Here is a 25,825-nt window from a genome sequence, read left to right as displayed (position 1 = left end):
TGCATCCGGCGGCGGGACTCGTGCGTAGGTAGGTCATGATCCGCCTCCTCGCCCTCGCCCCGCTCCTGTTGCTCGCCGCCTGCGCCAGCGCCCCGACGCGCTCAGGCTTCCTCTCCACCTATGACGGCCTGACCCCGCGCACCGACACGGTGCGGGCCAAGGTCGAGCAGCGCCGCGACGAGGCGAGCCTGGCCCAGGTGCGCCAGGTGGCCATCGAGCCGACGGTCATCTTGAACCCCGGCGGCTGGCTGACGCCGGGCGAGCGGGTGCTGCTGCTCCGCGAGCTGGACGCCCAGCTCTGCTTCGAGCTCTCCGAGCGCTTCGACATCGATCCCGCCGCGCCCAACAAGGTTCGTGTGGCGATCACCCGGGTGGACCCGACCGGCCGCGCGGCCTCGGTCGCCTCGGCGGCAGCCGGCTTCTTCATTCCCGGCCCATTGGGCCTGCGCGCGCCCGGAACCCTCGGCGCCTTGTCGGCCGAGGCCGAGATGCTGCGCGAGGACCGCCAGATCGTCGCCATCAGCTGGAGCCGCGGGGCCACCGCCATCGGCACCGACGACCCCTCCCTCAGCCGCGTGGGCGACGCGCTGCAGTTCGCCGAGCCGTTCGCCGACGCGGTCGCCGCGGCGATGACGCCCGAGGGCCTGAAGTCGCGGCCGATCCCGCGGCCGGACCCTTGCGCCGAGTTCGGCGCGCGCTTCCGGCCAGAAGGTTGGGCCGCGAAGTTCGCCACCGGCCTCTACGTGCCAGAGATGAGCGGCGCCAAGGCCGACAAGAAGGACCGCTAGGCGCTCGCCTTGGCGAGCAGCTCCAACGCCGCGGCCGCGAACGCTTCCATGTTCGCGACGCGGTCGCCGGAGCCGGTCTCGATCGTCGTGACGAACTCGATCGGCCCCGAGACGGCGATGCAGGTGTGCCCGGCGGCGTCGCCATAGCCATTGCCGGTCGGCCCGGCCGCGCCGGTCTCGGACAGCCCCCAGGTCGCGCCGAAGCGCTCGCGGACCGTGCGCGCCAGCAGCATGGCGTAGGGCTCGCTGGCCGAGCGCATGCCCGCCAGCGCCTCCTTAGGGATCTCCATCAGCATGACCCGCGCCTTGGGCGTGTAGACCACGCCGCCGCCGAGATAGTAGGCCGACGCCCCCGGCACGCTGAGCAGCGCGGCGCTGATCAGTCCGCCGGACGAACTCTCCGCCACCGCCACGGTCTGCTTTCCCGCCTTCAGCTGCTCCGCGATCTGCGCGGCCTGTCCCATCAACCCCTGCATCCCATCACTCCTCGTCCAGTCGGTAAGTGGCCCGCGCCACGTCTCGGAACAGCAGCGCCTTCTCGTCAGCGCTGGCGCCGGACGCCAGGCGCTTCAGCGCGTTCCAGAGCGTCGCGTAGTCGCAACTGACCCGGTCGACCGGGAAGTTGCTCTCGAACATGGCCCGCCCAGGCCCGAACAGCTCGATGCAGGTCTGAATGTAGGGCCGCCAGGCGTCGGCTAGCTCCGCCGACGACGGCAGGCTGGGCCGCTTGTGGAACTCGAAACCGCAGATCGCCATGCCCAGACCGCCCAGCTTGACGACGACGTTGTCGTGCTGGGCCACCTGCGCCATGTCCCGCTTCCAGCGGGCGAACTCCTCGTCGCGGCGACCGGCATAGGGACCGATGCCCAGGACCCCGCCGACATGGTCCAGCACGATGCGCGTGTCTGGAAAGGCGCCGGCCAGATCGGCGACCTCGGGCAGCTGCGGATGGAACTGCCAGGCCTCGAAGGACAGGCCGTTGGGCGCCAGCTGCGCGAAGCCTCGCCGGAAGTCCTCTCGAGCGTACAGCCCCTGCGGAGGATTGGTGTGGGCGTTGCGAACGTCGTCGCTGGGGTCCCAGGCTCCGGCATGCCGGATGCCGCGGAACCGGCCGCCGCCAGCACGGATGTGGCCCTCCAGCGCCGCACCCACGTCGACGTGCGTCAGGTCGGCGAAGCCCACGATCCCGGCGCAGGCGCGGACGGCGCCGTATCGCCCGCTGGCCGACATCGCCGCCACGCCGTTGACGAATTCGGTCTCGCCGACCGGCGACAGCAGCGGGCTCGTATCGGCGCTGTACATGGCCCCGCACTCGACGAAGACCGTGCTCTCGACCTTGTGCCCTGATCCCAGGTCGGCCAGCAGCTCATCCAGTAGGTAGCGGCCGTTCGGGAAGTCCCAGAGGTGATGGTGCGGATCGCAGATCGCGAGGTCGGGTTCGATGATCTCCTCGTTCACGCCGTCCCCCCGCTCGTTTTTCTTGGCTTCCGTACGCCGGCGCGCTCATGATGCCCGCCAATTAGAACGACCGCCATTTCTTCGGGAGGAATTTTATGGACGCCCAATCTCAGTGGACGGGCCTGGACGCTGCTCGTCTGGCGCGCATCGACGACCACATGCAGCGCAACTACATCGGCCCGCAGAAGATCATGGGCGCCCAGATCGCCGTTTCGCGCCGCGGCCAGCTCGCCTATCGCAAGTCGTATGGGTCGATGGACCTGGAACGCGGCAAGCCGATGGCCGACGACGCCATCTTCCGCATCTACTCGATGACCAAGCCGATCACCTCGGTCGCGCTGATGACCCTCTACGAGAAGGGCTACTTTCAGCTCAACGACCCGGTCAGCCGCTTCGTCCCGTCCTGGAAGGATCACCGCGTCTATGTCTCGGGCGACGACGACGCGATCGTCACCGAGCCTGTCCGGCGGCCGATCTCGTTCCGCGACGTGCTGGGCCACACGTCGGGCCTGACCTATGGGGGCGGCCTGCCGGGCGTCGGCGTCCAGCATCCGGTCGACAAGGTCTATCGGGGGCTCAAGGTCCGGACCTTCGGCGGCGAGGACACGATGCAGAGCTTCCTGGACAAGCTCGGCCAGGTGCCGCTGCTGTTCCAGCCGGGCGAGCGCTGGATGTACTCGCTGGCCACCGACGTCTGCGGCGCCCTGGTCGAAGTGATCTCCGGCAAACCGTTCGATCAGTACCTGCAAGATGAGATCTTCGGCCCGCTCGGCATGAAGGACACCTCCTTCTCGGTCGCGCCGGAAAAGGCGGACCGTTTCTGCGCCAACTATCAACGCGGGCCGGACAAGAAGCTGAAGCTGATCGACGATCCCGCGACCAGCGCCTTTGCGCGACCCGCCGGGTTCAAGTCCGGCGGCGGCGGCCTGACCGGCACCACCGACGATTACATGCGCTTCTGCGAGATGCTGCGCCGCGGCGGCGAACTCGACGGGGTCCGGATCCTGGGACCGCGCACGCTCGAGATGATGCACATGAACCACCTGCCGGGCGATCAGGACCTCTCGACCATGGCCCTGGGCACCTTCTCGGAGACCGCGAACGACGGCGTCGGCTTCGGCCTCGGCTTCGCCGCGACCAAGGGCCAGGTGGAGACCGCCTCGCTGGGGGCCGGCGACTACTACTGGGGCGGCGCGGCCTCGACCATCTTCTGGGTCGATCCCAAGGAGGAGCTGTCGGTGGTGTTCATGACCCAGCTGATGCCGTCGGGGACCTTCAACTTCCGCGGCCAGCTCAAGAGCCTGATCTACTCGGCCATCGTCGACTGATCGCGAGGGGGCGTCGATGGATCTGCTCGTCAACATCGACGTCCCCGACCTCGCCAGCGCCGAGGCGTTCTACACCGACGCTCTCGGCCTGACGGTGACGCGCCGCTTCGGCCGCGACGGCGCCGAGCTCTCCGGCTTGCCGGTGAAGCTCTATATTCTGGAGAAGCCCGAGGGCTCCCGGGGCGCGGGCGAAGAACCACGGCGCTATGCGCGCCATTGGACGCCCGTGCATCTCGACATCGTGGTCGATGATCTGGACGCTGCGCTGACCCGCGCGACCGCCGCCGGCGCGACCCTGGACGCCGCTCCGCGCGCCCACGTGTGGGGCCGCATTGCCGTGCTGGCCGACCCGTTCGGAAATGGCTTTTGCCTGTTGCAGTTCCTAGGCCGCGGCTATGACGAGATCGCACCAACGATCTGACGCCGAGCCGGCGCGGACCCATATGGCGATCCAGCGGTTGTTAAGCTTTCTATCGCAGAAAGATTCGCCGAGTGGAGTTCCCCCGATGCCCATGTCCATCGCTGACCTGGAAACCAGCCTGCGAGAGGCGTTTCCCGACGCCGAGATCGCGATCGACGATCTGGCCGGCGACGGCGACCACTATCGCGCCCGCATTGTCTCCCCTGCCTTCGCAGGGCTTTCCCGAGTAAAGCAGCATCAGCTGGTCTATGGAGCCTTGAAGGGCAGGGTCGGCGGCGAACTGCACGCCCTGGCCCTCGAAACCTCCGCGCCGGCTTAAGAGGGAACGGCCCGTGCGCTACCGTCCGTTCGGCGCATCGGGAAAGGCGGTTTCCGCCGTAAGCCTGCTATTGCGGGACGCGCCCAATATGGGCGCGCCTGGGGCCTGGCGCACCCTGATCATCTCGGCGATGGAAAACGGGGTGAACAGCTTCGAAGCGACGGCGGGCTCGGATGTCCTGGCGATCGGCCTGGGCGAAGCGCTCAGCGCGGTCGAACGCCGCCTGATCTTCCTGAGCTGGCGCCTGCGCGGCAATCCGGCCGGGGCCATCACCGCCCGCGATATCGCCGACAATGTACGCGCCGCCTTGCAACGAACACGCGCCGGCTATCTCGACCTGCTGATGATGGACGAGACGGCGGCCGAAACCATGACGCCGGACGCGCTCGCCTATCTCGCCGATCTGAAGAACGGCGGGGTGTGCCTGCAGATCGGGATCGCCGGCGATGGACCGGTGATCGACCGCTGCATCGCGAACGACACCTTCGACGTCCTCGCCACGACCTTCAGCCTGGTGTCCGAATGGCAGACCCGGCGGCGCATCCGCGACGCTTCGGCCGCCAACATGACGCTCATCGGATGCGATCCGTTCCCGACCGGCCTGCACGGCGCGCCCAATCCACGCCTTGAGACAGAACGACCGATGCGACGTGGCCTGCTGGGCGGTCGCCGCACTGAACAACTGGCCGCCTCCAACATCTACGGCTTCCTGCACGACACCCCCGGCTGGTCCTATGAGGAGCTCTGCCTGGCCTTCGCGCTGACCGAGCCGGCGTTCGCCAGCATCCAGTTGGAAGCGGGCCGCGCCGACATGATCGAGCGCATGGCCGCCGTAACCGACAAGGACCTGCCGACCGGCGTCGCCGCCCAGATCGAGATGGCACGGTTCGGACAGGTCGCGGCCCAGCGCCGCGCCTAAGCTCGCTGCCGCTTGACCAGAGCGCCCAGGCTCCCTAGCTCTGGGGCGAATTCTCCGCCGCAAAGGCCACACGTCATGACCGACACCGCGACCGCCAACCCCGTCCACGACTTCATCGCCAAGGCAGTGGCCGATCATCCGGTGCTGCTGTTCATGAAAGGCGTGCCGGAAGAGCCGCGCTGCGGCTTCTCGTCGGTCGTCGTGCAGATCCTCGACCATCTCGGCGTGGACTTCGTCGGCGTCGACGTGCTGCAAAGCGAGCCCCTGCGCGAAGGCATCAAGACCTTCACCGACTGGCCGACCATTCCGCAGCTCTACGTGAAGGGCGAATTCGTCGGCGGCGCGGACATCATCCGCGAAATGTTCCAGTCCGGCGAACTGAAGACCCTCCTGACCGAACAGGGCGTCCTGACGGCGTGAGCCGTCTGCTCGAACCGCCCCCCGGGCGCCAGGTCTTCTCGCTCCAGTTCACGCCGTCAGCGTCCGACATCGACGCCAACGGCCATGTGAACAACGTGGTCTATGTCCGCTGGATTCAAGACATGGCGACGTCGCACTGGGCGTCCCGGCAGCCGGCCGACGAACAGGTCCGCTGGGCCTGGATCGTGCTGCGCCACGAGATCGACTATCGCCGCGCCCTGATGCCCGGCGAGACCGCCACCGCCCGCACCTGGGTCGCCGAGACCGCCGAGGGCCCGCGCTTCGACCGCTTCGTGCGCATCGACGGTCCGGACGGCGCCATGTGCGCGCAAGCGCGCACGGAGTGGTGCATGATCGATGCGGCCACCGGCAGGCCAAAGCGCGTGACGCCCGAGATCATCGAACGCTTCGTCTAAGGCCGCCCCTAGCCGCCCGGCCCCATCCAGGCCGTGAGCGGGTTCAACAGGAACACCGAGGTGCGGGGCTCCAGGCCCAATTCGGCCCAGGTGAAGCGCAGCTCGGTCTTGCCCATGGCGAACGATCGGCACTGGTCGAGGCGTTTTCGGGCGAAAGACACCGTCGGCGCCGGACCCTTGCGATCGATGTAGAACGCGAAGTCGTCCTTCTTGGTGCAGCCGTTTGACGCCACCTGGATGGTCAGCGCCTCGCGGCCCGCTACGGCCGAGTAGACGGCCTCCAGTTCGGGATGGGTCGCTGCGCTGGGCGTGACGACCGGGGGCGTGCTCGCACATCCGGTCAACAGGCTCAGGCCCGCAAGCAACAACAGTCGACGATTCATCGGAGGAGTCGGCCACAGATCGCCGCAAAGCAAAAGGCCCCGGATCGCTCCGGGGCCTTCGCAATTTCGATATGGTCTTCAGCGCCGATTAGGACGCGTAGAATTCGATAACCAGGTTCGGCTCCATCTTCACCGGGTACGGGACCTCGGAGAATTCCGGAATACGAATGAACTTGGCGGTCATGGCCTTCGGATCGACCTCGACGTAGTCGGGGGTGTCACGTTCGCCCGACTGCAGGGCTTCCAGCACCAGGGCCATGTTGCGCGAACGCTCGCGCACGGTGACCACATCGCCGACCTTGACGCGGTACGAGGCGATGTTGACGCGCTTGCCGTTCACCTGGACGTGGCCGTGGTTCACGAACTGACGGGCCGCGAACACAGTCGGCACGAACTTCGCGCGGTAGACCACCGCGTCCAGACGCGATTCCAGCAGGCCGATCAGGTTTTCCGAGGTGTTGCCCTTGCGGCGCGCGGCCTCGGTGTAGGTGCGCGAGAACTGCTTCTCGGTCAGGTTGCCGTAGTAGCCCTTCAGCTTTTGCTTGGCGCGCAGCTGCAGACCAAAGTCCGAAACCTTTTGCTTGCGGCGCTGACCGTGCTGGCCGGGGCCGTACGAGCGTTGGTTGATCGGGGACTTCGGGCGACCCCAGATGTTTTCGCCCATCCGGCGGTCAATTTTGTACTTGGCGCTATGGCGCTTCGACATAGTCGTCTCTTTCACTTCGACCTGAGCCGGCGTCCCCGCAAGTGAGGACACGATCTCAACGGCGGCGTCAGGTCACCCGTCATAGATCGCAGACCACCGGGCGAGGCCCGGCGGCGCGAAGGGGCGGTGTATGACGTCAGCAGGCCGAAGAGTCAATCTCGGCAAGGGTTACTTGCAGCGGGCCTTGCCCAGCAGGTCGACGCGGCAGCTGCTCTTGTTACCCCGGTCGTCGGTGACCACCGTGTTGCCCAGCACGTCACGGCGCACGCTGGTGCGATTGCCGTCGCTGTCCTCGATGATCCGGTTGCCCAGCACGTCGCGGCGCACCGAGACCTGGTTGCCGTACTCGTCGACCCAGGTGGCCTTGCCCAGCACGTCCTTCGTACCGACGACCGAATTGCCATAGATGTCGTAGCAGGTGACGCGGCCGACATCGTCACGGCACATCACCTGCGCGGCGGCGGGCGTGGCCAACATGGTCAGAGCGGCGAGGGTCAGGGCGAGTTTTTTCAAGGGGCGCACCTCAAGCGTTACCTTGGACCACCCTAGCGTGAAACCGCCACGCTCGCCAGGATCGCTCCAGATCAGGCCGATGTCCGCGCCGAAAGCCGCCCGGCGGCGTCCTGCGCTTCGCGCCACCAAGCCTTGACCATCTCGCCGGCGTCTCCGGGCCGCGCAAGCTTCACCGCCTGGCCAGCCCAGAGCGAGACCATGTCGGGTTCGCCAGCCTTCGCAGCGGCGGCGCGAAGCGACTGGGTCAGCCGGTTTTGGACCGGATAGGCGGGAACCTCGTCCTCGACGGCCCGCAGCTCTCGCATGAACCGGTTCTCGATGCCGCGTGCGTAGCGGCCCGTGAAAGCCCGGGTCAACCGCGTGGCGTCGTCGCCCGCCGTCTCGATCGCCGTGCGCCAGGGCGCGCTGACCCCGGTCTGCTCGGCCAGCAGGAACGCAGTGCCCATCTGCACCGCAGAGGCACCCAGCGCCAAGGCGGCGGCGACGCCGCGCCCGTTCATGATGCCCCCGGCGGCGATGACCGGCAGGTCGATCGCGTCGAGGATCAGGGCCGTCAATGCGATGGTCCCGACCAGACTGGCCTCGGGCTCGGCCAGGAAGTGACCGCGGTGACCGCCGGCCTCGAAGCCCTGGGCGCAGATCCCGTCCGCACCGGCCAACGCCCAGGCGCGCGCCTCGGCCACGGTGGTGGCTGTGCCGACCACAAAGGTTCCGGCCTCTTGCAGGGCCGCGATCTGGGCCGCGCTGAGGATGCCAAAGGTGAAGGAAGCCACCGGCGGCGCCGCCTGGATGATCGCCGAGAGCTGCGCCTCGAAGTCGGGAGCAAAGCTGTTGGGATGCGCCGGCGGCGGCTCGCCGAGCTCTGCGTACCAGGGCGCCAGCCGCGCCAGGGCGGAGTCGATGGTCGAAGCGTCCGGACGCGCCGCGGGGGCCATCAGCAGGTTCACGCCGAAGGGCGCGTCCGTGGCGGCGCGCATGCGCTCGATCTCGGGTCCGATCTGGTCGGGCGCCAGGGCGCCGGCCGCCAGCGAGCCCATGCCGCCCGCTCGCGACACGGAAACCGCCATTTCCGGCGGCGATGCGCCGACCATCGGGGCCTGGAGAATCGGAATCGCCAAGCCGTCCAGCAGGTCGCGCAACGCCATCAGACTTCTCCTTCGCCCGCCTTCTTGCGCGCCAGCTTCTCAAGGGATCGACCACGCCCCTTCGACAGGGCCGTAACCACTCCACGGAAGGTGCGGACCTCCTGGTCGGAGAACCGGGCGCGGCCGAGCGCCGAGCGCAGGTTCTGCACCATGGAGGGCTTCTTCTCCGGTGGATGGAAGAAGCCTGCGTCGTCCAGTTCGCGCTCGAAATGCTCGTAGAGACCGAGCATCGCGGCGGCGTCGGCCGGCGGCGGTCCCTCGCGGAAGATCGGCGGCGCGCCCGACTCGACGGTCATTCGCCACTCGTAGGCGTTGATAGCCACCGCCTGGGCCAGGTTCAGCGAGCGGAAGCGCGGATCGATCGGCAGCGTCACCACGGCCTGGCAAAGCGCGATGTCCGCCGTTTCCAGGCCCGCCCGCTCGCCGCCGAACAGCAGCCCGACGGCGCGGCCCTCGGCCACCTCGTGCGAAAGGTTCGCCGCGGCCTCACGCGGGCCAAGGATCGGCAGTTGCAGCTCACGCGGCCGCGCCGTGGTGGCGTAGACGAGGTACAGGTCGGAGATCGCCGCTTCGACGCTGTCGTAGACCCGCGCGCCGTTCAGCGGCCATTCGGCGCCGGACGCCGAGGCCCAGGCCCGCTCCTGCGGCCAACCATCCCGGGGATTGACCAGGCGCAGGTCGGCCAGGCCGAAATTGGCCATCACCCGCGCGACGGCGCCGATGTTCTGGGCCAGTTGCGGGACATTGAGGATGATGCAGGGCGGTGCGGCGGCTTCCATGCCGCGTTTTGGGATGCGAGGGGCCGAAAATGCAAGCGCCGCCTGCCAGATCGCGCCCATCGCAGGTCAATAGGGGGTGAGCCACCCTTTGCGTCTGGGCCTTGGCCTAGTATACGGCCCTTACCCTATCTACCCTACCCTATCCTAGCCGTTACGCCCCCGGAGCGCTCTGCCCTCATGGCCAAGATTAAAGTCGCGAACCCCGTCGTAGACATCGACGGGGACGAGATGACCCGCATCATCTGGAAGTGGATCAAGGACAAGCTGATCTTCCCGCATCTGGATATCGATCTGGATTACTACGACCTGGGAATCGAGCACCGCGACGCCACCGACGACAAGGTCACCGTCGACGCGGCCGAGGCCATCAAGCGTCACGGCGTCGGCGTGAAGTGCGCCACGATCACCCCTGACGAGGCCCGGGTCGAAGAGTTCGGCCTGAAGAAGATGTGGAAGTCGCCGAACGGCACGATCCGCAACATCCTCGGCGGCGTCGTCTTCCGCGAGCCGATCATCTGCAAGAACGTCCCGCGCCTGATCCCGGGCTGGACGCAGCCGATCATCGTCGGCCGTCACGCCTTCGGCGACCAGTACAAGGCCACCGACTTCCGTGTGCCCGGCAAGGGCCGCCTGACCATCAAGTGGGAAGGCGAGAACGGCGACACCATCGAGCATGAAGTGTTCGAGTTCCCCGGCGGCGGCGTCGCCATGGGCATGTACAACCTCGACGATTCGATCCGCGAATTCGCGCACGCCTGCCTGAACTACGGCCTGCAGCGGAAGTACCCGGTCTACCTCTCGACCAAGAACACGATCCTCAAGGCCTATGACGGCCGCTTCAAGGACATCTTCAACGAGGTCTACGAGGCCGAGTATGCGGGCAAGTTCAAGGAAGCCGGCATTGTCTACGAGCACCGCCTGATCGACGACATGGTCGCCTCGGCCCTGAAGTGGTCCGGCGGCTTCGTCTGGGCCTGCAAGAACTACGATGGCGACGTGCAGTCCGACCAGGTCGCCCAGGGCTTCGGCTCGCTGGGCCTGATGACTTCCGTCCTGATCACCCCGGACGGCAAGATCATGGAATCGGAAGCCGCCCACGGCACCGTGACCCGCCACTTCCGTCAGCATCAGCGCGGCGAGTCGACCTCGACCAACTCGATCGCCTCGATCTTCGCCTGGACCCAGGGCCTGAAGCACCGCGCCAAGCTCGACGGCAACGCCGAACTGACCCACTTCGCCGACACCCTGGAAAAGGTCTGCGTCGACACCGTCGAAGCCGGCTCGATGACCAAGGACCTGGCGCTGCTGGTCGGCGACACCCAGGGCTGGCTGACCACGGAAGGCTTCATCGACAAGGTCGCCGCCAATCTGGAAGCGGCCTTGGCGAAGACCCCCGCCTAAGGCCATGAACGACCGCGCGCCAGGGCAATGGAGCCTCGGCCGCGCGGTCTTCCGCTTGATCGTCACTCTGATCGTGGGAACGGCGCTGGTCTTCGCGACCGCGCCGTTCTTTGCTTTCAGGGCCATGAAAGCGGCCGCCCGCGACGGCGACGGCCAGGCGCTGGCCCAACTCGTCGACTATCCGGCCGTCCGCCAGGGGCTGCGGCCGCAGGTCGCCGCCAAGCCGGTCCCCGCGCCGCCGCCCCCCGACGTCTGGAGCGATCCGATCGGCGCGATAAAGCGCGCGATCGAACCGATCGTACCCGTGCCGCCGGCGCTTGATCCCTACATGACCGCTCCAGGGCTCTACGACTTGGCCAGGGGCTATGCCCCAGGCGCGGGGCCCGCCGACGCCGCCAGAGGTTCGATCTTCCCGCGCCTGCGCTACTGGGACCCCAACCGCGCGCGTTTCGTGGTCCGCGCCAAGGGTGTGAAGACCGACGAGCAAGGCGTGATCTTCACGTTCGAGCGCCGCGACCTCTTCGCCTGGAAGCTCGTGCAGATCCGCCTGCCCGCTTCACCGCCGGCCAAATGAGTCGCGTGGCCTTGGCCTTGTTGCTGGTCGCCATGGCGATGGCTGGGCCAGCGATCGCCGGGCCATTGCGGGCCTGCCTGGCTCCGTCCCACGTCACGCCTGCGCCAGTGGAACGACCGCCCGCCCATGAGGTCGCTCGCGATGTTCCCATCGCGTCCTACATGCTTGCCCTGACCTGGTCGCCGGAGTGGTGCCGCACGCGTGGCGGCACGCAGGAAGCGCGCTTCCAGTGCCGGCAGAACCATATGGGCTTCGTCGTCCACGGCCTTTGGCCCAACGGCAAAGGCAAGCGCCATCCGCGTTACTGCGCCCCCGCGCCGGCCATCAGCGCGGCCACCGTCCGCAAGCACTACTGCATGACCCCCTCGGCAAGCCTGCAACAGCATGAATGGGCGGCGCACGGTTCCTGCGGCTGGGCGACGCCGGAGGCCTATTTCGGCAAGGCGCAGGCGCTGTGGAGCACGATCAGCCCGCCTAGCCTGTCCTTCGCGGCGGACAGGACCGTCACCGCCGGCGACGTACGGACGGCGTTCCTTGCCCGCAATCCCCGCCTGCGCCGCAACAGCCTCTACATCAAGGTCGCGGACGGCAACCGGCTACAGGAGGTGCGCATCTGCCACGACCTGCAGTTCCGCCCCGCCGCCTGTCGTAGTGGCCTGGGCGCGCCCGATCATGCCAGGATCAAGGTTCAGCACTAGCCATTCGTTCTTGTTTTGTTCGATTCGTGCCGTTAGCTTCGCGCCCTGATCCAAGGGAGACGAACGACATGATCGGCTATGTCACGATCGGGGCGCTGAACGTCGAGGAGGCAATGCCCTTCTACGACGCGGTGCTGGGCGCCATCGGCTATGAGCGCCAATTCTTCGACAGCGGCTGGGCAGGCTATGGCCCCAAAGGCCAAGAGGCGAACACCTTTATCTGTCCGCCCTTCGATGGTCAGGCGGCGCGGGGCGGCAACGGCGTGATGATCGCCTTCCGCAGCCCGAGCAAGGAGGCCGTGGATGCGGCGCATGCCGCGGCCCTGGCCAGCGGCGGCGTCGACGAAGGCGCGCCCGGCCCGCGTCCGGCGGACTCCACCAGCTTCTACGGAGCCTATGTGCGCGACGTGACCGGCAACAAGATCGCCATCTTCACCAAGCCCTGATCCGATCCGCTCAAATGAAAAGGCCGGGGTCGCCCCCGGCCTTTCTACTGCGTTCGACGTTGATCGGGCCGCCAGCCCAAGGGCCGATCGGCAAGCTGATCAGGTGGTCAGTAGCGCCTTGATCGCGGCCAGGCCGTCCTGAGCCTTGGCCCCGTCCGGGGCGCCGCCTTGAGCGAAGTCCGGACGCCCGCCGGCGCCCTGTCCGCCCATCGCCAGCACGGCGGCCTTGGCCAACTCGACAGCGCTGAACTTGCCGGCGGCCGCGCCAGTGACGGCGACGGTGACCGCCGCCTTGCCCTCGGCCGATCCGACCAGCGCGATGACGCCGTCGGGCAGCTGCTTCTTGAACTCCTCGGCGATGGGACGCAGGTCCTTGCCGCCGACGCCTTCCATGACGCGAGCAATCACCTGCACGCCGCCGATATCCTCGGGTCCGGCAGCGGCGCCGCCCGCCCCGCCGCCCATGGCCAGTTGGCGCTTGGCTTCGGCGAGATCCTTCTCGAGCTTGCGACGCTGGGCTTCCAGCGCCTCGACGCGAGCGGCCACTTCGGCGACCGGCGTCTTGAACTGGTCGGCCAGCGCCTTGGCGACGTTCGCCTGTTCGATCAGCCAACGGCGCGCCGCCTCGCCGGTCAGGGCCTCGATCCGACGCACGCCCGCCGCCACGCCGCCCTCGGAGACGATCTTGAAGAGCGCGATGTCGCCCGTGCGCGCCACGTGGGTCCCGCCGCAGAGTTCCACCGAGTAGTCGCCCTCGCCGCTCAGCGCCTTGCCGAGCGAGAGCACGCGCACCGATTCGCCGTACTTTTCACCGAACAGCGCCATGGCGCCGGCCTCGATGGCCTGGTCGGGCGCCATCTCCTGGGTCACCGCCGGGAGGTTCTGACGAACGACCGCATTCACTTCGGTCTCGATCCGATCGATTTCCTCGGCCGTCAGCGGCCCGCCGTGGCTGAAGTCGAAGCGGATGCGTTCCCCGTCGACCATCTGGCCCTTCTGCGACACGTGGGGGCCCAGGACGTTGCGCAGGGCCGCGTGCAGCAGATGGGTTGCCGAGTGATTGGCGCGGGTCGTGGTGCGCAGGTCCGGATCCACGGCCAGTCGTGCTTCCGCGCCGATCGCGAGTTCACCCTGCAGGATCTCGATCTCGTGCACGAAGAGGTCGCCGGCCTGCTTCTGAGTGTCGAGCACCCGCGCCTTGCCGCCGTTCCATTCGATCTCGCCGACGTCGCCGGCCTGACCGCCGCTTTCGGCGTAGAACGGCGTGCGATCGAAGATCGCCAGGACGGTTTGGCCGCTCTTGGCTTCGCCGATTTCAGCGCCGCCGGTCACCAGGGCCAACAGCTTGCCGGTCGCTTCGGTGGTGTCGTAGCCGAGGAACTGGGTCGCGCCGAGCCGCTCGCGGATGGCGAACCATTCAGCTCCCTGGGCGGACTGGCCAGAGCCGGTCCAGGCCTCGCGCGCCTGATCGCGCTGACGCTTCATGGCGTCCTCGAAGCCCGCCAGATCGACGCTGATGCCCTTGTTGCGCACCGCGTCCTGGGTGAGGTCGAGCGGGAAGCCATAGGTGTCGTAGAGTTTGAAGGCCGTCTCGCCCGAGAGCATGTCGCCCGCGTTCATCTTGGCGGTCGCCTCGTCCAGCAGCGTCATGCCGCGGCCCAGGGTGCGGCGGAACCGCTCCTCTTCCTGGCGCAGGGTCTCGACGATCACCGGCTCGGCACGGCGCAGCTCAGGATAGGCCTCGCCCATTTCGGCGACCAGGACCGGCGCCAGGCGGTGCATCAACGGCTCCTCGGCGCCCAGCAGGTGCGCGTGGCGCATGGCGCGGCGCATGATCCGGCGCAGGACATAGCCGCGGCCTTCGTTCGACGGCGAGACGCCATCGGCGATGAGGAAGCTGGTCGAACGGAGGTGGTCGGCGATAACCCGGTGCGAGGGACCGTTGGTGCCGTCCCCAACGAGGTTCTTCGAGGCCGCGATCAGAGTGCGGAACAGGTCGACGTCATAGTTGTCGTGGACGCCCTGGAGCACCGCAGCGACGCGCTCGAGGCCCATACCGGTATCGATCTGCGGCTTGGGCAGATCGATCCGCCGGCCATCGGCGAACTGCTCGAACTGCATGAAGACCAGGTTCCAGATCTCGACGAACCGATCGCCGTCCTCATCCGGGCTGCCGGGCGGGCCGCCGGGGATGTGGGCGCCGTGGTCGTAGAAGATTTCCGAGCAGGGACCGCAGGGGCCGGTGTCGCCCATCGACCAGAAATTGTCGTTGGTCGAGATGCGGATGATCTTCTCATCCGGCAGGCCGGCGATCTTCTTCCAGAGTTCGGCCGCCTCGTCGTCGGTGTGGTAGACGGTGACGCACAGCTTCTCCGCCGGAATCTTGAATTCCTTGGTCAGCAGCGTCCAGGCGTGCTCGATAGCGCCGGCCTTGAAGTAGTCGCCGAACGAGAAGTTCCCCAGCATTTCGAAGAAGGTGTGGTGACGCGCCGTGTAGCCGACGTTGTCGAGGTCGTTGTGCTTGCCGCCGGCGCGCACGGACTTCTGGGACGACGCGGCGCGGGGCGCCGGCGGCGTCTCGGCCCCGGTGAAGTAGTTCTTGAACGGGACCATGCCCGCGTTGACGAACAACAGGGTCGGGTCGTTCTGCGGCACGAGCGGCGCCGAAGGAATGATCAAGTGATCATTCTTCTCGAAATAGCCCAGGAACGCGCTTCTGATTTCGTTGAGGCTCGGCATGGCTCGTCGGACTTGAAAATGGAGAAAATAGATAGGGGCTCGCGCACCGTTGCGCCGCCCCGCGCGCGACCGTTTACGGATTTTGTTGACGCCCGCAAAGGAAAAGGACGCTTGGACGACGTGCGTCCAAGCGTCCTTGCGCATCACTGGAAGCGGTCGCGCGGGGGCTCGACCTGCTCGGGCGGGTCCGGACGTCGGGTTGGACGCGTCCGGTTCCGAGCGGCCGTGGCGGCCGCTCCGGCGATGCGGATCCTAGTCTTCGGCGTCTTCGTCGCCGGTCGGACCGACCAGCAGTTCTTCCTCGATCACCTCTTTGGCGCCGCGGACCTGCCGTTCGATCTGTTGAGCGATGTCCGGGTTGTTCTTGAGGAATTCCCGAGCGTTGTCGCGCCCTTGACCGATGCGCGTCGAGTTCCACGAGAACCACGAGCCGGACTTCTCAACGACCCCGGCCTTGACGCCCAGATCGATGATCTCGCCGAGCTTGGAGATGCCCTCGCCGTACATGATGTCGAATTCGACCTCGCGGAAGGGAGGCGCGACCTTGTTCTTCACCACCTTCACGCGGACATTGTTGCCGACGATCTCGTCGCGCACCTTGACCGAACCGGTGCGACGGATGTCCAGGCGCACTGAGGCGTAGAACTTCAAGGCGTTGCCGCCCGTCGTCGTCTCAGGGCTGCCGTACATCACTCCGATCTTCATGCGGATCTGGTTGATGAAGATGACCAAGGTGCCGGCTTTAGAGATCGAGGCGGTCAGCTTGCGCAGGGCCTGACTCATCAGGCGGGCCTGAAGGCCGGGCAGGCTGTCGCCCATTTCGCCCTCGATCTCGGCCTTCGGCGTCAGAGCCGCGACGGAGTCGATGACGATGATGTCAACGGCGCCCGAACGCACCAGGGTGTCGGTGATCTCCAGCGCCTGCTCGCCGGTGTCGGGCTGCGACACCAGCAGGTCGTCCAGGTTCACGCCCAGCTTGCGGGCGTAGGCGGGGTCGAGCGCGTGCTCGGCGTCCACGAAGGCTGCGACGCCGCCCGCCTTCTGGACCTCAGACACCACATGCAGGGCGAGCGTCGTCTTGCCGGAGCTTTCCGGCCCGTAGATCTCGACCACACGGCCCTTCGGCAAACCGCCGATGCCGAGCGCAATATCGAGGCCCAGCGAGCCGGTGGAAACCGCCTCGACCTCGATCTGGCTCTTGGAGCCAAGCTTCATCACCGAGCCTTTGCCAAAGGCCCGATCGATCTGCGCAATCGCCGCTTCCAGAGCGCGTTGCTTATCGCCTTCTTCTCGTCCCACGAGCTTTAACGCCGACTGACTCATTGCAAGGCGCTCCTTGTTTCATGATTCCAACCCGACAGTCCGAGCCTCAAAAGGCGTCGTCGGCCGCTGGAACAAGGCGTACGCGCTTTGTTCTGGGTTCACAAGATGTTCTTCTTGCGCCACAGCCAATTCTACGACCGGATCTGACGCATCTCCAGAACCGATGTCAGAATTCGTAGGTGGCGGCGACGCCGAAGCGGCGCGGACGCGGCGCGAAAGTCAGCGGCTGGCGGCCCGTCGTGGCGAAACTCGGATCGTCGGTGTCGGTCAGATTCTCGACAAAGGCGCTCAGGGTCCAGTCCGCGCTGCGAAGAACCGCCCGCGTGTTGACCAGCCAGTAGTCGCCGAGGGCCACGTCCGAACCGACGCCCGGATCGAAGGTGCTGTGCGAACGGCCGACATAGGCGGCGTCCGCGCGGAGCATGAGTTCCAGCCCCGCCGCCAGGTCGCGCCGATACTCGACCCAGCCGTCAGCAGCCACCCGCGGCACGGCCGGAATGTGATCGCCCGAAGCGCCCAGCCCGATGCCGACATCGCTTGCCTGGTCGCTGGTGAGGATCGCATCGGTCAGGGCCAGGTTCGCCCCGCCCCGCAAAGCCGGGCTGAGAACGAAACTGGCATCGGCCTCAAGCCCGTTCACCCGCGCCCGCCCCAGATTGGTGATGAACGAGAACGCCCCGTTGGTGCTGTTGGCGGTGTACTGCATGTCGCGCCAGTCGATGTGGTAGAGCGCGGCGCTGAGGGTCAGCCGGTTGTTGAGCCAGGAGCTCTTAATCCCGAGCTCGTAGTTCCACAGCCCATCTGCGCCATAGGCGGCGACGTTCGGCGGCAACCCAGGCACGGTGTTGACCCCGCCCGGCCGGAACCCCTGGGACGCCTGTGCATAGCCCATGGTGGTCGGGCTGAAGCGATGGCTGGCCAGCAGCTTCAGGCTCCAGCCGCTCTCGCCGGTCATGTTGCGGAAGTTGGCCTCGGTCGTATTCGAGATCACGTTGACGATCAGGGCCTCGCCCTGGGTCAGCTTGTCGTAGACGAAGTGGCGAGCGCCGAGCACGAAGGACGTGTCGCGGTCTGCGCCCAGGGTCACCTCTCCGAACACAGCGCGTTGCGAGAGCCGGCTGGCGACAATGCGCCGTCCGGTGAAGTCGCCGTGGCGTGGCAGGCCCGTGGCCGGATCGGCCACGATCACCTGACTGTCGATCGTGTCGCTGCGCGCCTCGCGGAACAGCCCCGCCGTCCACGCGAAGAATCCTGACGTATCCGACTGCAGCCGCACTTCCTGCACGTCCGCTTTCAGATCGATCGGCTGGTAGAGCAGTCCCGGCGCGCGGCTGTCGACATAGGCCGAGTAGAGATCGAGCTGGCCAGGCGTGCAGGCCCCAAGGGCCGAGATCTGCAGGTAGCGCTTGCAGCCGTCGAGGCTCAGCCGCTCGCTCTGCAAGGTGCCGGTATAGTCGATCTGGCGCGTGCTCTTCCAAGTGTACGACGCCACGTTGGCTGAGAGGCGCACGCCGGAGACGCGCCAGACCAGCGCCCCTTCGTACATGGTCATGAGGCTGTCGAACGGGGTGCGGACATAGGCGTAGGAAACGTTGGACGGGGCGCCCAGCCAGCCGCCGCTGGTGTCGCCTTCGCGCGTATCCTGGTGCGCCGCGGTCAAGTTGATCTGCAGGTCGCCTTCGAGCTCGAAGCCGACCCCGAGGCGAGCGCCGGAGGTGGAGCCCTCATTGACCCTGGCCAGGCCAAGTCGCCGGTTGTCGAGATAGGCTGGATCACGGCGGTGATAGACCGCCAGCCGCAAGCCGACCTTGTCCTGAACGAGCGGCTGATTGAGCACCAGGGTCTGCGCCTGCCCCCACTCGCCCGCGTTCGTCGACATCTCCGCGGCCAGCGAGGCGCTGGGATTCGACAGGTCCGGCCGCTTGAAGACCACCTTCAGCGCTCCGCCCATGGCGCTCGAGCCATAGAGCGTGCCCTGGGGACCGCGCAGCAATTCCAGCCGATCGACGTCGACCAGCAGGAACTCGGGCGAGGAGCCGCCGGGATCGGCGGTCGTCCCGCTCGGCCCCGTCACCGGGATGTCGTCGTAATAGAGGGCGGTGGTCGCCTCGCCCGAGCCGGAGACGCCGCGAAGGCTGAAGCGGTTGCGGCCGGTCCCGGTGCTGGTCTGGGTGAGCCCGGGCAGCAGGTTCGCGGCCTGGGTGAAGGTCGCAGCGCCCGCGCGGGTGAGCTCCTCACCGGAGAAGGCGCGCACCGACATCGGCGTGAGCCGATCCAGAGTGGGCCTTCGCAAGGCCGTCACAACCACGCCCTCGACCTCGGCCGCGGACTCGATCGCGGTCTTCTCCAGGCCCGCGTGCTCGACCAGATAGCGGCCCTGGAACTCGCGCCATGTAAGCCCGGAGCCCCGCAGCAATGTCTCGAGCGCGGCGTCTGAATCCATTCGCCCCCAGACACCCTTGCTGCGGCGTCCAGCGACCATCGCCGGCGTGAACAGGATGTCGCGATCGCTCTGAGCGGAAAACTGCGTCAGCGCCCGATCCAGCGGCGCGCCTGCTGGAATGGAGAATTGCGCCTTGCGGCCGGCGGCGGTCGCCGTCCCAGGCAAGACGGCGCACGACACACACGCGACAACAATCCCGAGACGGAGAATACTCAACGGCTACAAGGCTCCGCGCCAACGCCACGGCCTTCCGACAGACAACCTTCTATGGCCAGCCCAACCCGCCAGCCAGTGCGCTCTTTGCCGCTCTCCGCCCACATGGCGCCGACGACCGCCCCACCGTTGCCCGAAAACACAGCAGGGAGCCAAGTGTGCGGCTCCCCTCCCCAAACGTCATTGACCTGGGCGCCCCCATCAACAACGATGACATCAATAAGACAAATCGGGGTGTTCGGGAAATTCCATGGCGTGGGCGGAAACGACCGGTGCCAGGGGCGAGCCGGAGGGATTAGCGCACGCGTCGATCCCCTACCAGCAAGCCTTACGCGCGTTCTTTCGGCGAAGAGCCGATGGTCACGAGATCGACGACCTGATTCAGGAAGTGCTCCTGCGACTGCACAACCGTCGGCAAGGCGGAGAGGTGACGAACCTTTCCAGCTTCATCTTCCAGACCGCGACCAATGTTCTCTTGGACCGCCGCCGCCGCGACACAGTGAGGCGCCGGGGCGCCCACTGCGAACTCGAAGAAGCCCACCATCCGCTCGACGAGCTGTCGCCTGACCGAATCTTGCAGGCCAAACAGGAAGCTTCCGTGGCCCTGGAGGCCTTGAATCAACTTTCTCCCCGCACTCGCGCGGCATTCATGCTCGTCCGCTTCGAGGGCTTGAGCTACAAGGTTGCAGCGGCGCAACTTGGCATCTCCGTCAGCGCCGTCGAGAAACACGTCACCAAGGCTCTCCGGACCGTCTCGCTCCGGCTGCAGGAATTCGATGAACGACAACCAACGACAAATCGGTCTTTCCGGTAATCCGGACGCCGCGTCGTGGTTTGTGCGTTTGCAGCGCCACCCTGGCGACAGGCGTGTGCAGAGCGACTTCGAGACCTGGCTGGCGGCCGATCCGGCCCATCGTGACGACTGGGCGCTGGTAAGCGGCGCCTGGGATCGCATGGACGAGCTCAAGGAAGATGCTCAGATCCTGGCTGCGCGCGAGGCGCTGAAGGCTGACTTGGCCGCCGGCCGACGCCGCCCCCACCTGCGTTGGGCGGCCGGCATCGCGGCAACCATCGTCACCGCGGGCTCGCTGCTTGGGTATGGCTCCTGGCGCCAGGCGCAAGACAGCGCCGCACCGCCCGTCGTGGTGGCCGCAGCGCCTCAGGCCATCGCAGTCTATCGGACCGCGGTCGGGGGTCAGCAGGTCGTCACCTTGAAGGACGGCTCGAAGGTCACCCTCAGCACCGACACCGAAGTGCGTCTCGACGAGTGGGATCGCCGACGCGGCCTGACTCTGGTCCGTGGCGAGGCGTACTTCCAGGTCGCCAAGAACGCGGAAAAGCCCTTCGTCGTCACCGCCGCTGGACGGACGGTCACGGCGCTCGGCACCGCATTCGACGTTCGCGTCGATCCGGGGCAATGGTCGGTCAGCCTGATCGAAGGCAAGGTCCGCGTGGGCGGCCCCGGCGCCAGCGTCGAGATGATCCCCGGCCATCACCTGGCGCAGACAGGCGACGCGCCCTGGACCCTGGAAAAACGAAATCTCGCCGAGCTGACCAGCTGGCGTGAAGGCAGCCTGGTGTTCGAGAATCGTCCGCTGGCCTCGATCGTCCAGGAAATGAACCGTTACTCGACCCGCAAGGTGCGCATCGCCGATCCGGCGCTTGCCGCGACACCGCTCAGCGGCCGCTTCAAGTCTGGCGACGTCACCGGTTTCGTGGCCACGCTCGAGGCCTACGGCATGGTCAAGGCCGGCGACACTTCTCCTGACACAATCGACCTCTACCCGCCCGCGGGAGAGTGAGGATTTCAGACGCAGCTGCGTCTTGAGAAGCGGCGGCGCCCTAATGCGCCGCCGCCCTGGAGGACCCATGAAACTGATTTCGAAGGCGCTGGCGACCAGCGCGCTCTGCGCTACTGCCTGGCTTGCGGCTTCCGCCGCCACCGCCGCCCCGCTCACCGCCGCTGACAAGACCCAGCTCACCGCGGCCGTCGACGCGTACACCCCGAAGATGAATGACGCGGCCCTGAAGATCTGGAGCTACGCCGAGCTCGGCTATCAGGAAGTCAAAAGCAGCGCCCTCCTCCAGGACCAACTGAAGGCCGCGGGCTTCAAGGTCCAGGCCGGCGTCGCGGGTGAACCGACCGGCTTCGTCGCCAGCTTCAAGAACGGCAATGGCCCGGTTATCGCCATCCTGGCCGAGTTCGACGCCCTGCCGGGCCTGTCGCAGGCCGCCGCCCCCACCAAGCAGCCGGTCGCCGGGCAAGACAACGGCCATGGCTGCGGCCACAGCCTGTTCGGCGCCGCCTCGGTCGCCGGCGCCGTGGCGCTGAAGCAGTGGATGGTGGCCAACAAGGTGCAGGGCGAAGTGCGCGTCTACGGCACCCCCGCCGAAGAAGGCGGCTCCGGCAAGGTCTACATGGTCCGCGACGGCCTGTTCAACGACGTGGACATCACGCTGCACTGGCACCCGGGCAACACCAACTCGGCCAACCAGGGCACCTCGATGGCCAACATCAGCGGCAAGTTCCGCTTTTATGGCCAATCCAGCCACGCCTCGGGCGCGCCGTGGGCCGGTCGCTCGGCGCTGGACGGCGTCGAGATCATGAACGTCGCCAACAACTACCTGCGCGAACACATCCCCGACCGCACCCGCATCCACTACGTCGTCACCAACGGCGGCAAGGCCCCGAACGTGGTGCCGGACTTCGCCGAGGTCTACTACTACGTGCGTAACGCCGACCCGAAGGTCGTGGTCAACGTCATGGACCGCGTCAAGAAGGCCGCCGAAGGCGCGGCGATGATCACCAACACCAAGGTCGAGTTCGAACAGACCGGCGGCGTCTACAACCTCCTGCCCAACGACGTGCTCGGCAAGGTCATGTACCAGTCGCTGAACAGCGTCGGCGGGATCACCTGGACCCCGGAAGAGACCAAGTTCGCTCAGGAACTGGCCAAGTCGCTGCCGAACGGCGGCGGCGACCTCTCCTCGGTGGGCAAGATCCAGCCGTACAAGGACGCCGACACCTCGGGCGACGCCGGCGGCGGTTCGACCGACGTGGCGGACGTCTCGTGGGTCACCCCGACCGTTGGCCTCTCCACGGCCACCTTCGTGCCCGGCTCGGCCGGCCACAGCTGGCAGAACGTGGCCGCCGCGGGCATGAGCATCGGCCTGAAGGGCGCGGCCGTGGCCGCCAAGACGCTCTCGCTCACGGGCGCCGAGCTGCTGTCCAACCCCGAGCTGATCGCCCAGGCCAAGGCCGAGCTGAAAGAGCGTCAGGGCGCTGACTTCGCCTACAAGGCGATGGTCGGCGACCGCAAGCCGCCGCTCGACTACCGCAAGGCCGGCGGCGCCGAGTAAGCCGCCAGGCGGGATCGGATCAGCAGATCCGATCCCGCCTGCTTTTCTGCGGGTCGGTATCCTCCCGCCCCCTTAAAATTGTTCCGCAACCAGAGGTGCGGAATCGAACCCCGCTTGCGTCTCGTCTACTGAGGCAGGTCCATTTGTAGGGCTGCCTGTTCTGGCAAACGAGACGGGGGATGGAATGACGCGAAAACACGCAATGACGGGCGCCGCACTGGCGTTGGTCATGATCATGGGCGGAGCCGCCAACGCGGCGACCATCACCCCGCCGACCGAGGCCTTCGCCCAGAATCCGGGCAGCGACTATTTCCTCGCCGACTACACGGCCTACGAGGCCTACCTGAAGACGCTGGCGGGCCAATCCGACCGCATGAAGCTGGTCGACTTCGGAAAGTCCGAAGAGGGCCGCACGCAATGGATGGCTGTGGTCTCCTCGCCCGCCAACCTCGCCAAGCTCGATCACTACAAGGCGATTTCCAAGCGCCTGGCCAAGGCTGAAGGCCTGTCCAAGGAAGAAGCCGCCAAGCTGGCGGCCGAGGGCAAGGCCATTGTCTGGATCGACGCCGGCCTGCACGCCACGGAGACGGTGACGTCCCAGGGGCAGATCCAGGTGCTCTACCGCATGCTGTCTCAGAACGACCCTGAGACCCTGCGCATGCTGGACGACGTGATCATCCTGTTCGCGCACGACAATCCGGACGGCATGGAACTCGTGTCCGACTGGTACATGCGTCACGAGGACCCCAAGAAGCGCGAGTTCTACTCGATCCCCCGCCTCTACCAGAAGTACGTCGGCCACGATAACAACCGCGACAGCTACATGTCGCAGATGGCTGAGACGACCAACGTCAACAAGCAGCTGTTCCGCGAGTGGTTCCCGCAGATCATCTTCAACCAGCACCAGACCGGCCCGACGGGCATGGTCGTCTTCGTTCCTCCGTTCCGCGACCCCTTCAACTACAACTATGACCCGCTGGTCATGACCTCCCTGCAGGAAGTCGGGATGGCCATGCACAGCCGTCTGGTCGCCGAGGACAAGCCCGGCTCGGGCGCGCGCAGCGCCGCGTCCTACTCCACCTGGCACAACGGGATGGAACGCTCGATCGCCTACTTCCACAACTCGATCGGCCTGCTGACCGAGATCATCGGCGGCCCGACCCCCGAGACCGTGAAGCTGGTGCCGAACCTGCAGCTGCCGAACGGCGACCGGCCCATGCCGATCGCGCCGCAGACCTGGCATCTGTCGCAGACCGTCGAGTACCAGTGGACGATGAACCGCGCGGTCATCGACTACGCCTCGCGCAACCGCGAACGCCTGCTGTCGAACATCTACAAGATGGGCGCGAACAGCATCGAGCGCGGCTCCAAGGACAGCTGGACGACCACGCCGACCAAGATCGACGAACTGAACGAGGCGGCCAAGAACGCCAAGCCCGCGGGCGAGGACGAAATGATGGCATCGTTCTTCGGCCGCGCCGGCGCGGTCGATCCGAAGCTCTATGGCGTCCTGCAAAAGCCCGAAGCCCGCGATCCGCGCGGCTTCATCATCCCGTCCGACCAGGCCGACATGCCGACCGTCACCGCGTTCGTGAACGCGCTGATCAAGACCGGCGTCGACGTCGATCGTGCGACCAAGTCGTTCAAGGTCGGCGACAAGACCTATCCGGCCGGATCGTATGTCGTGAAGGCGGCGCAGGCCTATCGTCCGCACGTCCTCGACATGTTCGAGCCGCAGGACCACCCGCACGACCTCGAGTACCCGGGCGGCCCGCCCAAGGCGCCGTACGACATCACCGGCTACACCCTGGCCTACCAGATGGGGATCAAGTTCGACCGCATCCTGGACGGCTTCGAAGCCCCGACCGAACGCCTGCCGGACCTCGTTCCCGTGCAGTCGGGTTCGGTGAAGGGTTCGGGCAAGGCGGGCTGGCTGATCAGCCACGAGACCAACCAGAGCTTCACCCTGACCAACCGCCTGCTGAAGGCTGGTCAGCCGGTGTTCTGGCTGAAGGACGGCGCCAAGGCCGGCAAGGACAGCTTCGGTCCCGGCGCCATCTGGGTCCCGGCCTCGGCCGAAGCCCAGGCGGTGATCGCCAAGGGCGTGAAGGATCTCGGCATCGACGCCTTCGCCGTGGGCGCCAAGCCCGCGGGCGAAGCCCTGCCCCTGAAGCCGGTCCGCATCGGTCTGGTCGACGTCTACGGCGGGTCGATGCCCTCGGGCTGGAACCGCTGGCTGTTCGAACAGTTCGAAGCGCCCTTCGAGGTGGTCTATCCGAAGCGCCTCGACGCCGGCGACCTGGCCAAGGACTACGACGTCCTGGTCTTCGCCGACGGCGTGATCCCGGCTCCGCAGGGCGGTCCGTTCCGCGCCGGCCGCGCCTTCCCGCAGCCCAAGGCCGAGGATATCCCGGCCGAGTTCCACCCGTGGCTGGGCGCGATCACCGACGACAAGACGCTGCCGCAGGTCGCCGACTTCGCCAAGAACGGCGGCACGGTGATCACCATCGGCTCGTCGTCGCGCTTGGCGACCGTGATCGGCGCGCCGGTCGAGGTGGCCGTGGCCAAGAAGGACGGCGACAAGGTCGCCGGCCTGTCGAACAAGGAATTCTACATTCCGGGTTCGGTGCTGCGCGCCAAGGTCGATAACCGCCAGCCGCTCGCCTACGGCATCCCGCAGGATGTGGACGTGTTCTTCGACCGCAGCCCGACCTTCAACCTGAAGGCCTCGGCGACCGGCGTGGCGCGCGTCTCATGGTTCGACACCGATGCTCCGCTGCGCAGCGGCTGGGCCGTCGGCCAGGAGAAGCTGAAGGGCTCGACCGGCGTCCTCGATATCGACGTCGGCAAGGGCAAGCTGTTCGTGATGGGCCCGGAAGTGACCCAGCGCGCGCAGTCCTACGGAACCTTCAAGTTCTTGTTCAACGGCATGCTCTACGGACCGGCCGTCGCCAAGAAGTAGGCGTCTCCCCAGGACGCCAGGGAGCGCCGGGCCTTCGGGTCCGGCGCTCTTTTTTTGCCCGCTCGCCAGGA

Annotated in this window: 25 protein-coding genes; 15 read left to right on the top strand and 10 right to left on the bottom strand. The window is 66.9% G+C overall.

Annotated elements, in window-relative coordinates; genetic code table 11:
- Positions 1-35: 35 nt before the first annotated feature.
- Positions 36-788, top strand: coding sequence for a DUF3313 family protein (locus ASC79_RS17530; RefSeq protein ID WP_056021447.1), 753 nt, complete (start codon positions 36-38; stop codon positions 786-788).
- Here ASC79_RS17530 and ASC79_RS17525 read toward each other — a convergent pair.
- Together ASC79_RS17525 and ASC79_RS17520 are read right to left on the bottom strand one after the other, a co-directional pair.
- Positions 785-1,264: a CinA family protein gene (locus tag ASC79_RS17525; protein ID WP_056021450.1), complete on the bottom strand. Its 480-nt coding sequence runs from the start codon at positions 1,262-1,264 to the stop codon at positions 785-787. The two genes, ASC79_RS17530 and ASC79_RS17525, sit on opposite strands and share 4 nt — an antisense overlap.
- A 4-nt stretch (positions 1,265-1,268) precedes the next feature.
- A complete protein-coding gene (locus ASC79_RS17520) occupies positions 1,269-2,246 on the bottom strand; it encodes an amidohydrolase (RefSeq protein WP_056021456.1) in 978 nt (325 codons plus the stop codon).
- Between the two features lie 95 nt (positions 2,247-2,341).
- Between ASC79_RS17520 and ASC79_RS17515 the strand changes: the two genes are divergently transcribed.
- From ASC79_RS17515 to ASC79_RS17490, 6 genes are all read left to right on the top strand, one after another.
- A complete protein-coding gene (locus ASC79_RS17515; protein WP_056021459.1) occupies positions 2,342-3,574 on the top strand; it encodes a serine hydrolase in 1,233 nt (410 codons plus the stop codon).
- 16 nt (positions 3,575-3,590) lie between these two features.
- Positions 3,591-3,995 (top strand): VOC family protein, encoded by a 405-nt coding sequence (locus ASC79_RS17510; RefSeq protein ID WP_056021462.1) that lies wholly within the window; start codon positions 3,591-3,593, stop codon positions 3,993-3,995.
- 85 nt (positions 3,996-4,080) lie between these two features.
- Complete coding sequence (locus tag ASC79_RS17505) at positions 4,081-4,314, top strand: BolA family protein (RefSeq protein WP_200937222.1); 234 nt, start codon at positions 4,081-4,083, stop codon at positions 4,312-4,314.
- Between the two features lie 13 nt (positions 4,315-4,327).
- Positions 4,328-5,233 (top strand): aldo/keto reductase, encoded by a 906-nt coding sequence (locus tag ASC79_RS17500; RefSeq protein ID WP_156378368.1) that lies wholly within the window; start codon positions 4,328-4,330, stop codon positions 5,231-5,233.
- Positions 5,234-5,308: 75 nt separating this feature from the next.
- Complete coding sequence (gene grxD, locus ASC79_RS17495) at positions 5,309-5,653, top strand: Grx4 family monothiol glutaredoxin (RefSeq protein ID WP_056021468.1); 345 nt, start codon at positions 5,309-5,311, stop codon at positions 5,651-5,653.
- On the top strand, positions 5,650-6,069 hold the full coding sequence (locus ASC79_RS17490; RefSeq protein WP_056021471.1) for a thioesterase family protein: 420 nt from the start codon (positions 5,650-5,652) through the stop codon (positions 6,067-6,069). Before grxD ends, ASC79_RS17490 begins: the two co-directional genes overlap by 4 nt.
- A gap of 8 nt (positions 6,070-6,077) precedes the next feature.
- Here ASC79_RS17490 and ASC79_RS17485 read toward each other — a convergent pair whose 3' ends face one another.
- From ASC79_RS17485 to ASC79_RS17465, 5 genes are all read right to left on the bottom strand, one after another.
- Positions 6,078-6,452, bottom strand: a complete 375-nt coding sequence (locus ASC79_RS17485) for a hypothetical protein (RefSeq protein ID WP_056021474.1) — start codon at positions 6,450-6,452, stop codon at positions 6,078-6,080.
- A gap of 88 nt (positions 6,453-6,540) precedes the next feature.
- Positions 6,541-7,158, bottom strand: coding sequence for a 30S ribosomal protein S4 (gene rpsD, locus ASC79_RS17480; protein ID WP_056021477.1), 618 nt, complete (start codon positions 7,156-7,158; stop codon positions 6,541-6,543).
- A 168-nt stretch (positions 7,159-7,326) separates the two neighbouring features.
- A complete protein-coding gene (locus ASC79_RS17475) occupies positions 7,327-7,671 on the bottom strand; it encodes a hypothetical protein (protein ID WP_056021479.1) in 345 nt (114 codons plus the stop codon).
- Positions 7,672-7,742: 71 nt separating this feature from the next.
- On the bottom strand, positions 7,743-8,816 hold the full coding sequence (locus ASC79_RS17470) for a nitronate monooxygenase family protein (protein ID WP_056021482.1): 1,074 nt from the start codon (positions 8,814-8,816) through the stop codon (positions 7,743-7,745).
- Positions 8,816-9,595 (bottom strand): RNA methyltransferase, encoded by a 780-nt coding sequence (locus tag ASC79_RS17465; RefSeq protein WP_056021488.1) that lies wholly within the window; start codon positions 9,593-9,595, stop codon positions 8,816-8,818. The genes ASC79_RS17470 and ASC79_RS17465 overlap by 1 nt, the downstream gene beginning before the upstream one ends.
- Positions 9,596-9,772: 177 nt before the next feature.
- Between ASC79_RS17465 and ASC79_RS17460 the strand changes: the two genes are divergently transcribed.
- From ASC79_RS17460 to ASC79_RS17445, 4 genes are all read left to right on the top strand, one after another.
- Complete coding sequence (locus tag ASC79_RS17460; RefSeq protein ID WP_056021490.1) at positions 9,773-10,996, top strand: NADP-dependent isocitrate dehydrogenase; 1,224 nt, start codon at positions 9,773-9,775, stop codon at positions 10,994-10,996.
- A 4-nt stretch (positions 10,997-11,000) separates the two neighbouring features.
- Positions 11,001-11,570 carry a DUF2939 domain-containing protein gene (locus ASC79_RS17455; protein WP_056021493.1) on the top strand — a complete coding sequence of 190 codons (570 nt, stop codon included), beginning with the start codon at positions 11,001-11,003 and terminating at the stop codon, positions 11,568-11,570.
- A 5-nt stretch (positions 11,571-11,575) separates the two neighbouring features.
- Positions 11,576-12,268: a ribonuclease T gene (locus tag ASC79_RS17450; protein ID WP_327082832.1), complete on the top strand. Its 693-nt coding sequence runs from the start codon at positions 11,576-11,578 to the stop codon at positions 12,266-12,268.
- 68 nt (positions 12,269-12,336) lie between these two features.
- Positions 12,337-12,714 (top strand): VOC family protein, encoded by a 378-nt coding sequence (locus tag ASC79_RS17445; protein ID WP_056021499.1) that lies wholly within the window; start codon positions 12,337-12,339, stop codon positions 12,712-12,714.
- A 99-nt stretch (positions 12,715-12,813) separates the two neighbouring features.
- On the opposite strand, the gene alaS is transcribed toward ASC79_RS17445, so the two are convergent.
- The 3 genes from alaS to ASC79_RS17430 all read right to left on the bottom strand — a co-directional run bounded on the left by alaS (position 12,814) and on the right by ASC79_RS17430 (position 19,384).
- Entirely contained in the window at positions 12,814-15,453 is a 2,640-nt protein-coding gene (alaS, locus tag ASC79_RS17440) for an alanine--tRNA ligase (protein ID WP_056021502.1), read from the bottom strand.
- Between the two features lie 252 nt (positions 15,454-15,705).
- The gene (gene recA / locus ASC79_RS17435) at positions 15,706-16,776 is read right to left on the bottom strand and encodes a recombinase RecA (protein WP_056021505.1); all 1,071 of its coding nucleotides are present in this window, start codon (positions 16,774-16,776) and stop codon (positions 15,706-15,708) included.
- A gap of 166 nt (positions 16,777-16,942) precedes the next feature.
- On the bottom strand, positions 16,943-19,384 hold the full coding sequence (locus tag ASC79_RS17430; protein ID WP_056106320.1) for a TonB-dependent receptor: 2,442 nt from the start codon (positions 19,382-19,384) through the stop codon (positions 16,943-16,945).
- A 298-nt stretch (positions 19,385-19,682) separates the two neighbouring features.
- Here ASC79_RS17430 and ASC79_RS17425 point away from each other — a divergent pair, with 298 nt between their 5' ends.
- The 4 genes from ASC79_RS17425 (at position 19,683) to ASC79_RS17410 (ending at position 25,754) form a co-directional block, all read left to right on the top strand.
- Entirely contained in the window at positions 19,683-20,246 is a 564-nt protein-coding gene (locus tag ASC79_RS17425; protein WP_056021512.1) for an RNA polymerase sigma factor, read from the top strand.
- Positions 20,209-21,234 carry a FecR domain-containing protein gene (locus ASC79_RS17420; protein WP_082532197.1) on the top strand — a complete coding sequence of 342 codons (1,026 nt, stop codon included), beginning with the start codon at positions 20,209-20,211 and terminating at the stop codon, positions 21,232-21,234. The genes ASC79_RS17425 and ASC79_RS17420 overlap by 38 nt, the downstream gene beginning before the upstream one ends.
- Before the next feature lie 67 nt (positions 21,235-21,301).
- A complete protein-coding gene (locus tag ASC79_RS17415; RefSeq protein WP_082532196.1) occupies positions 21,302-22,792 on the top strand; it encodes an amidohydrolase in 1,491 nt (496 codons plus the stop codon).
- A gap of 202 nt (positions 22,793-22,994) precedes the next feature.
- Positions 22,995-25,754, top strand: a complete 2,760-nt coding sequence (locus tag ASC79_RS17410) for a M14 family metallopeptidase (protein ID WP_235528758.1) — start codon at positions 22,995-22,997, stop codon at positions 25,752-25,754.
- Positions 25,755-25,825: the final 71 nt, after the last annotated feature.

Source organism: Phenylobacterium sp. Root1290, assembly GCF_001425305.1.
Classification (GTDB): Bacteria; Pseudomonadota; Alphaproteobacteria; order Caulobacterales; family Caulobacteraceae; genus Phenylobacterium.
This window is presented reverse-complemented; position numbering and strand designations above follow the sequence as displayed.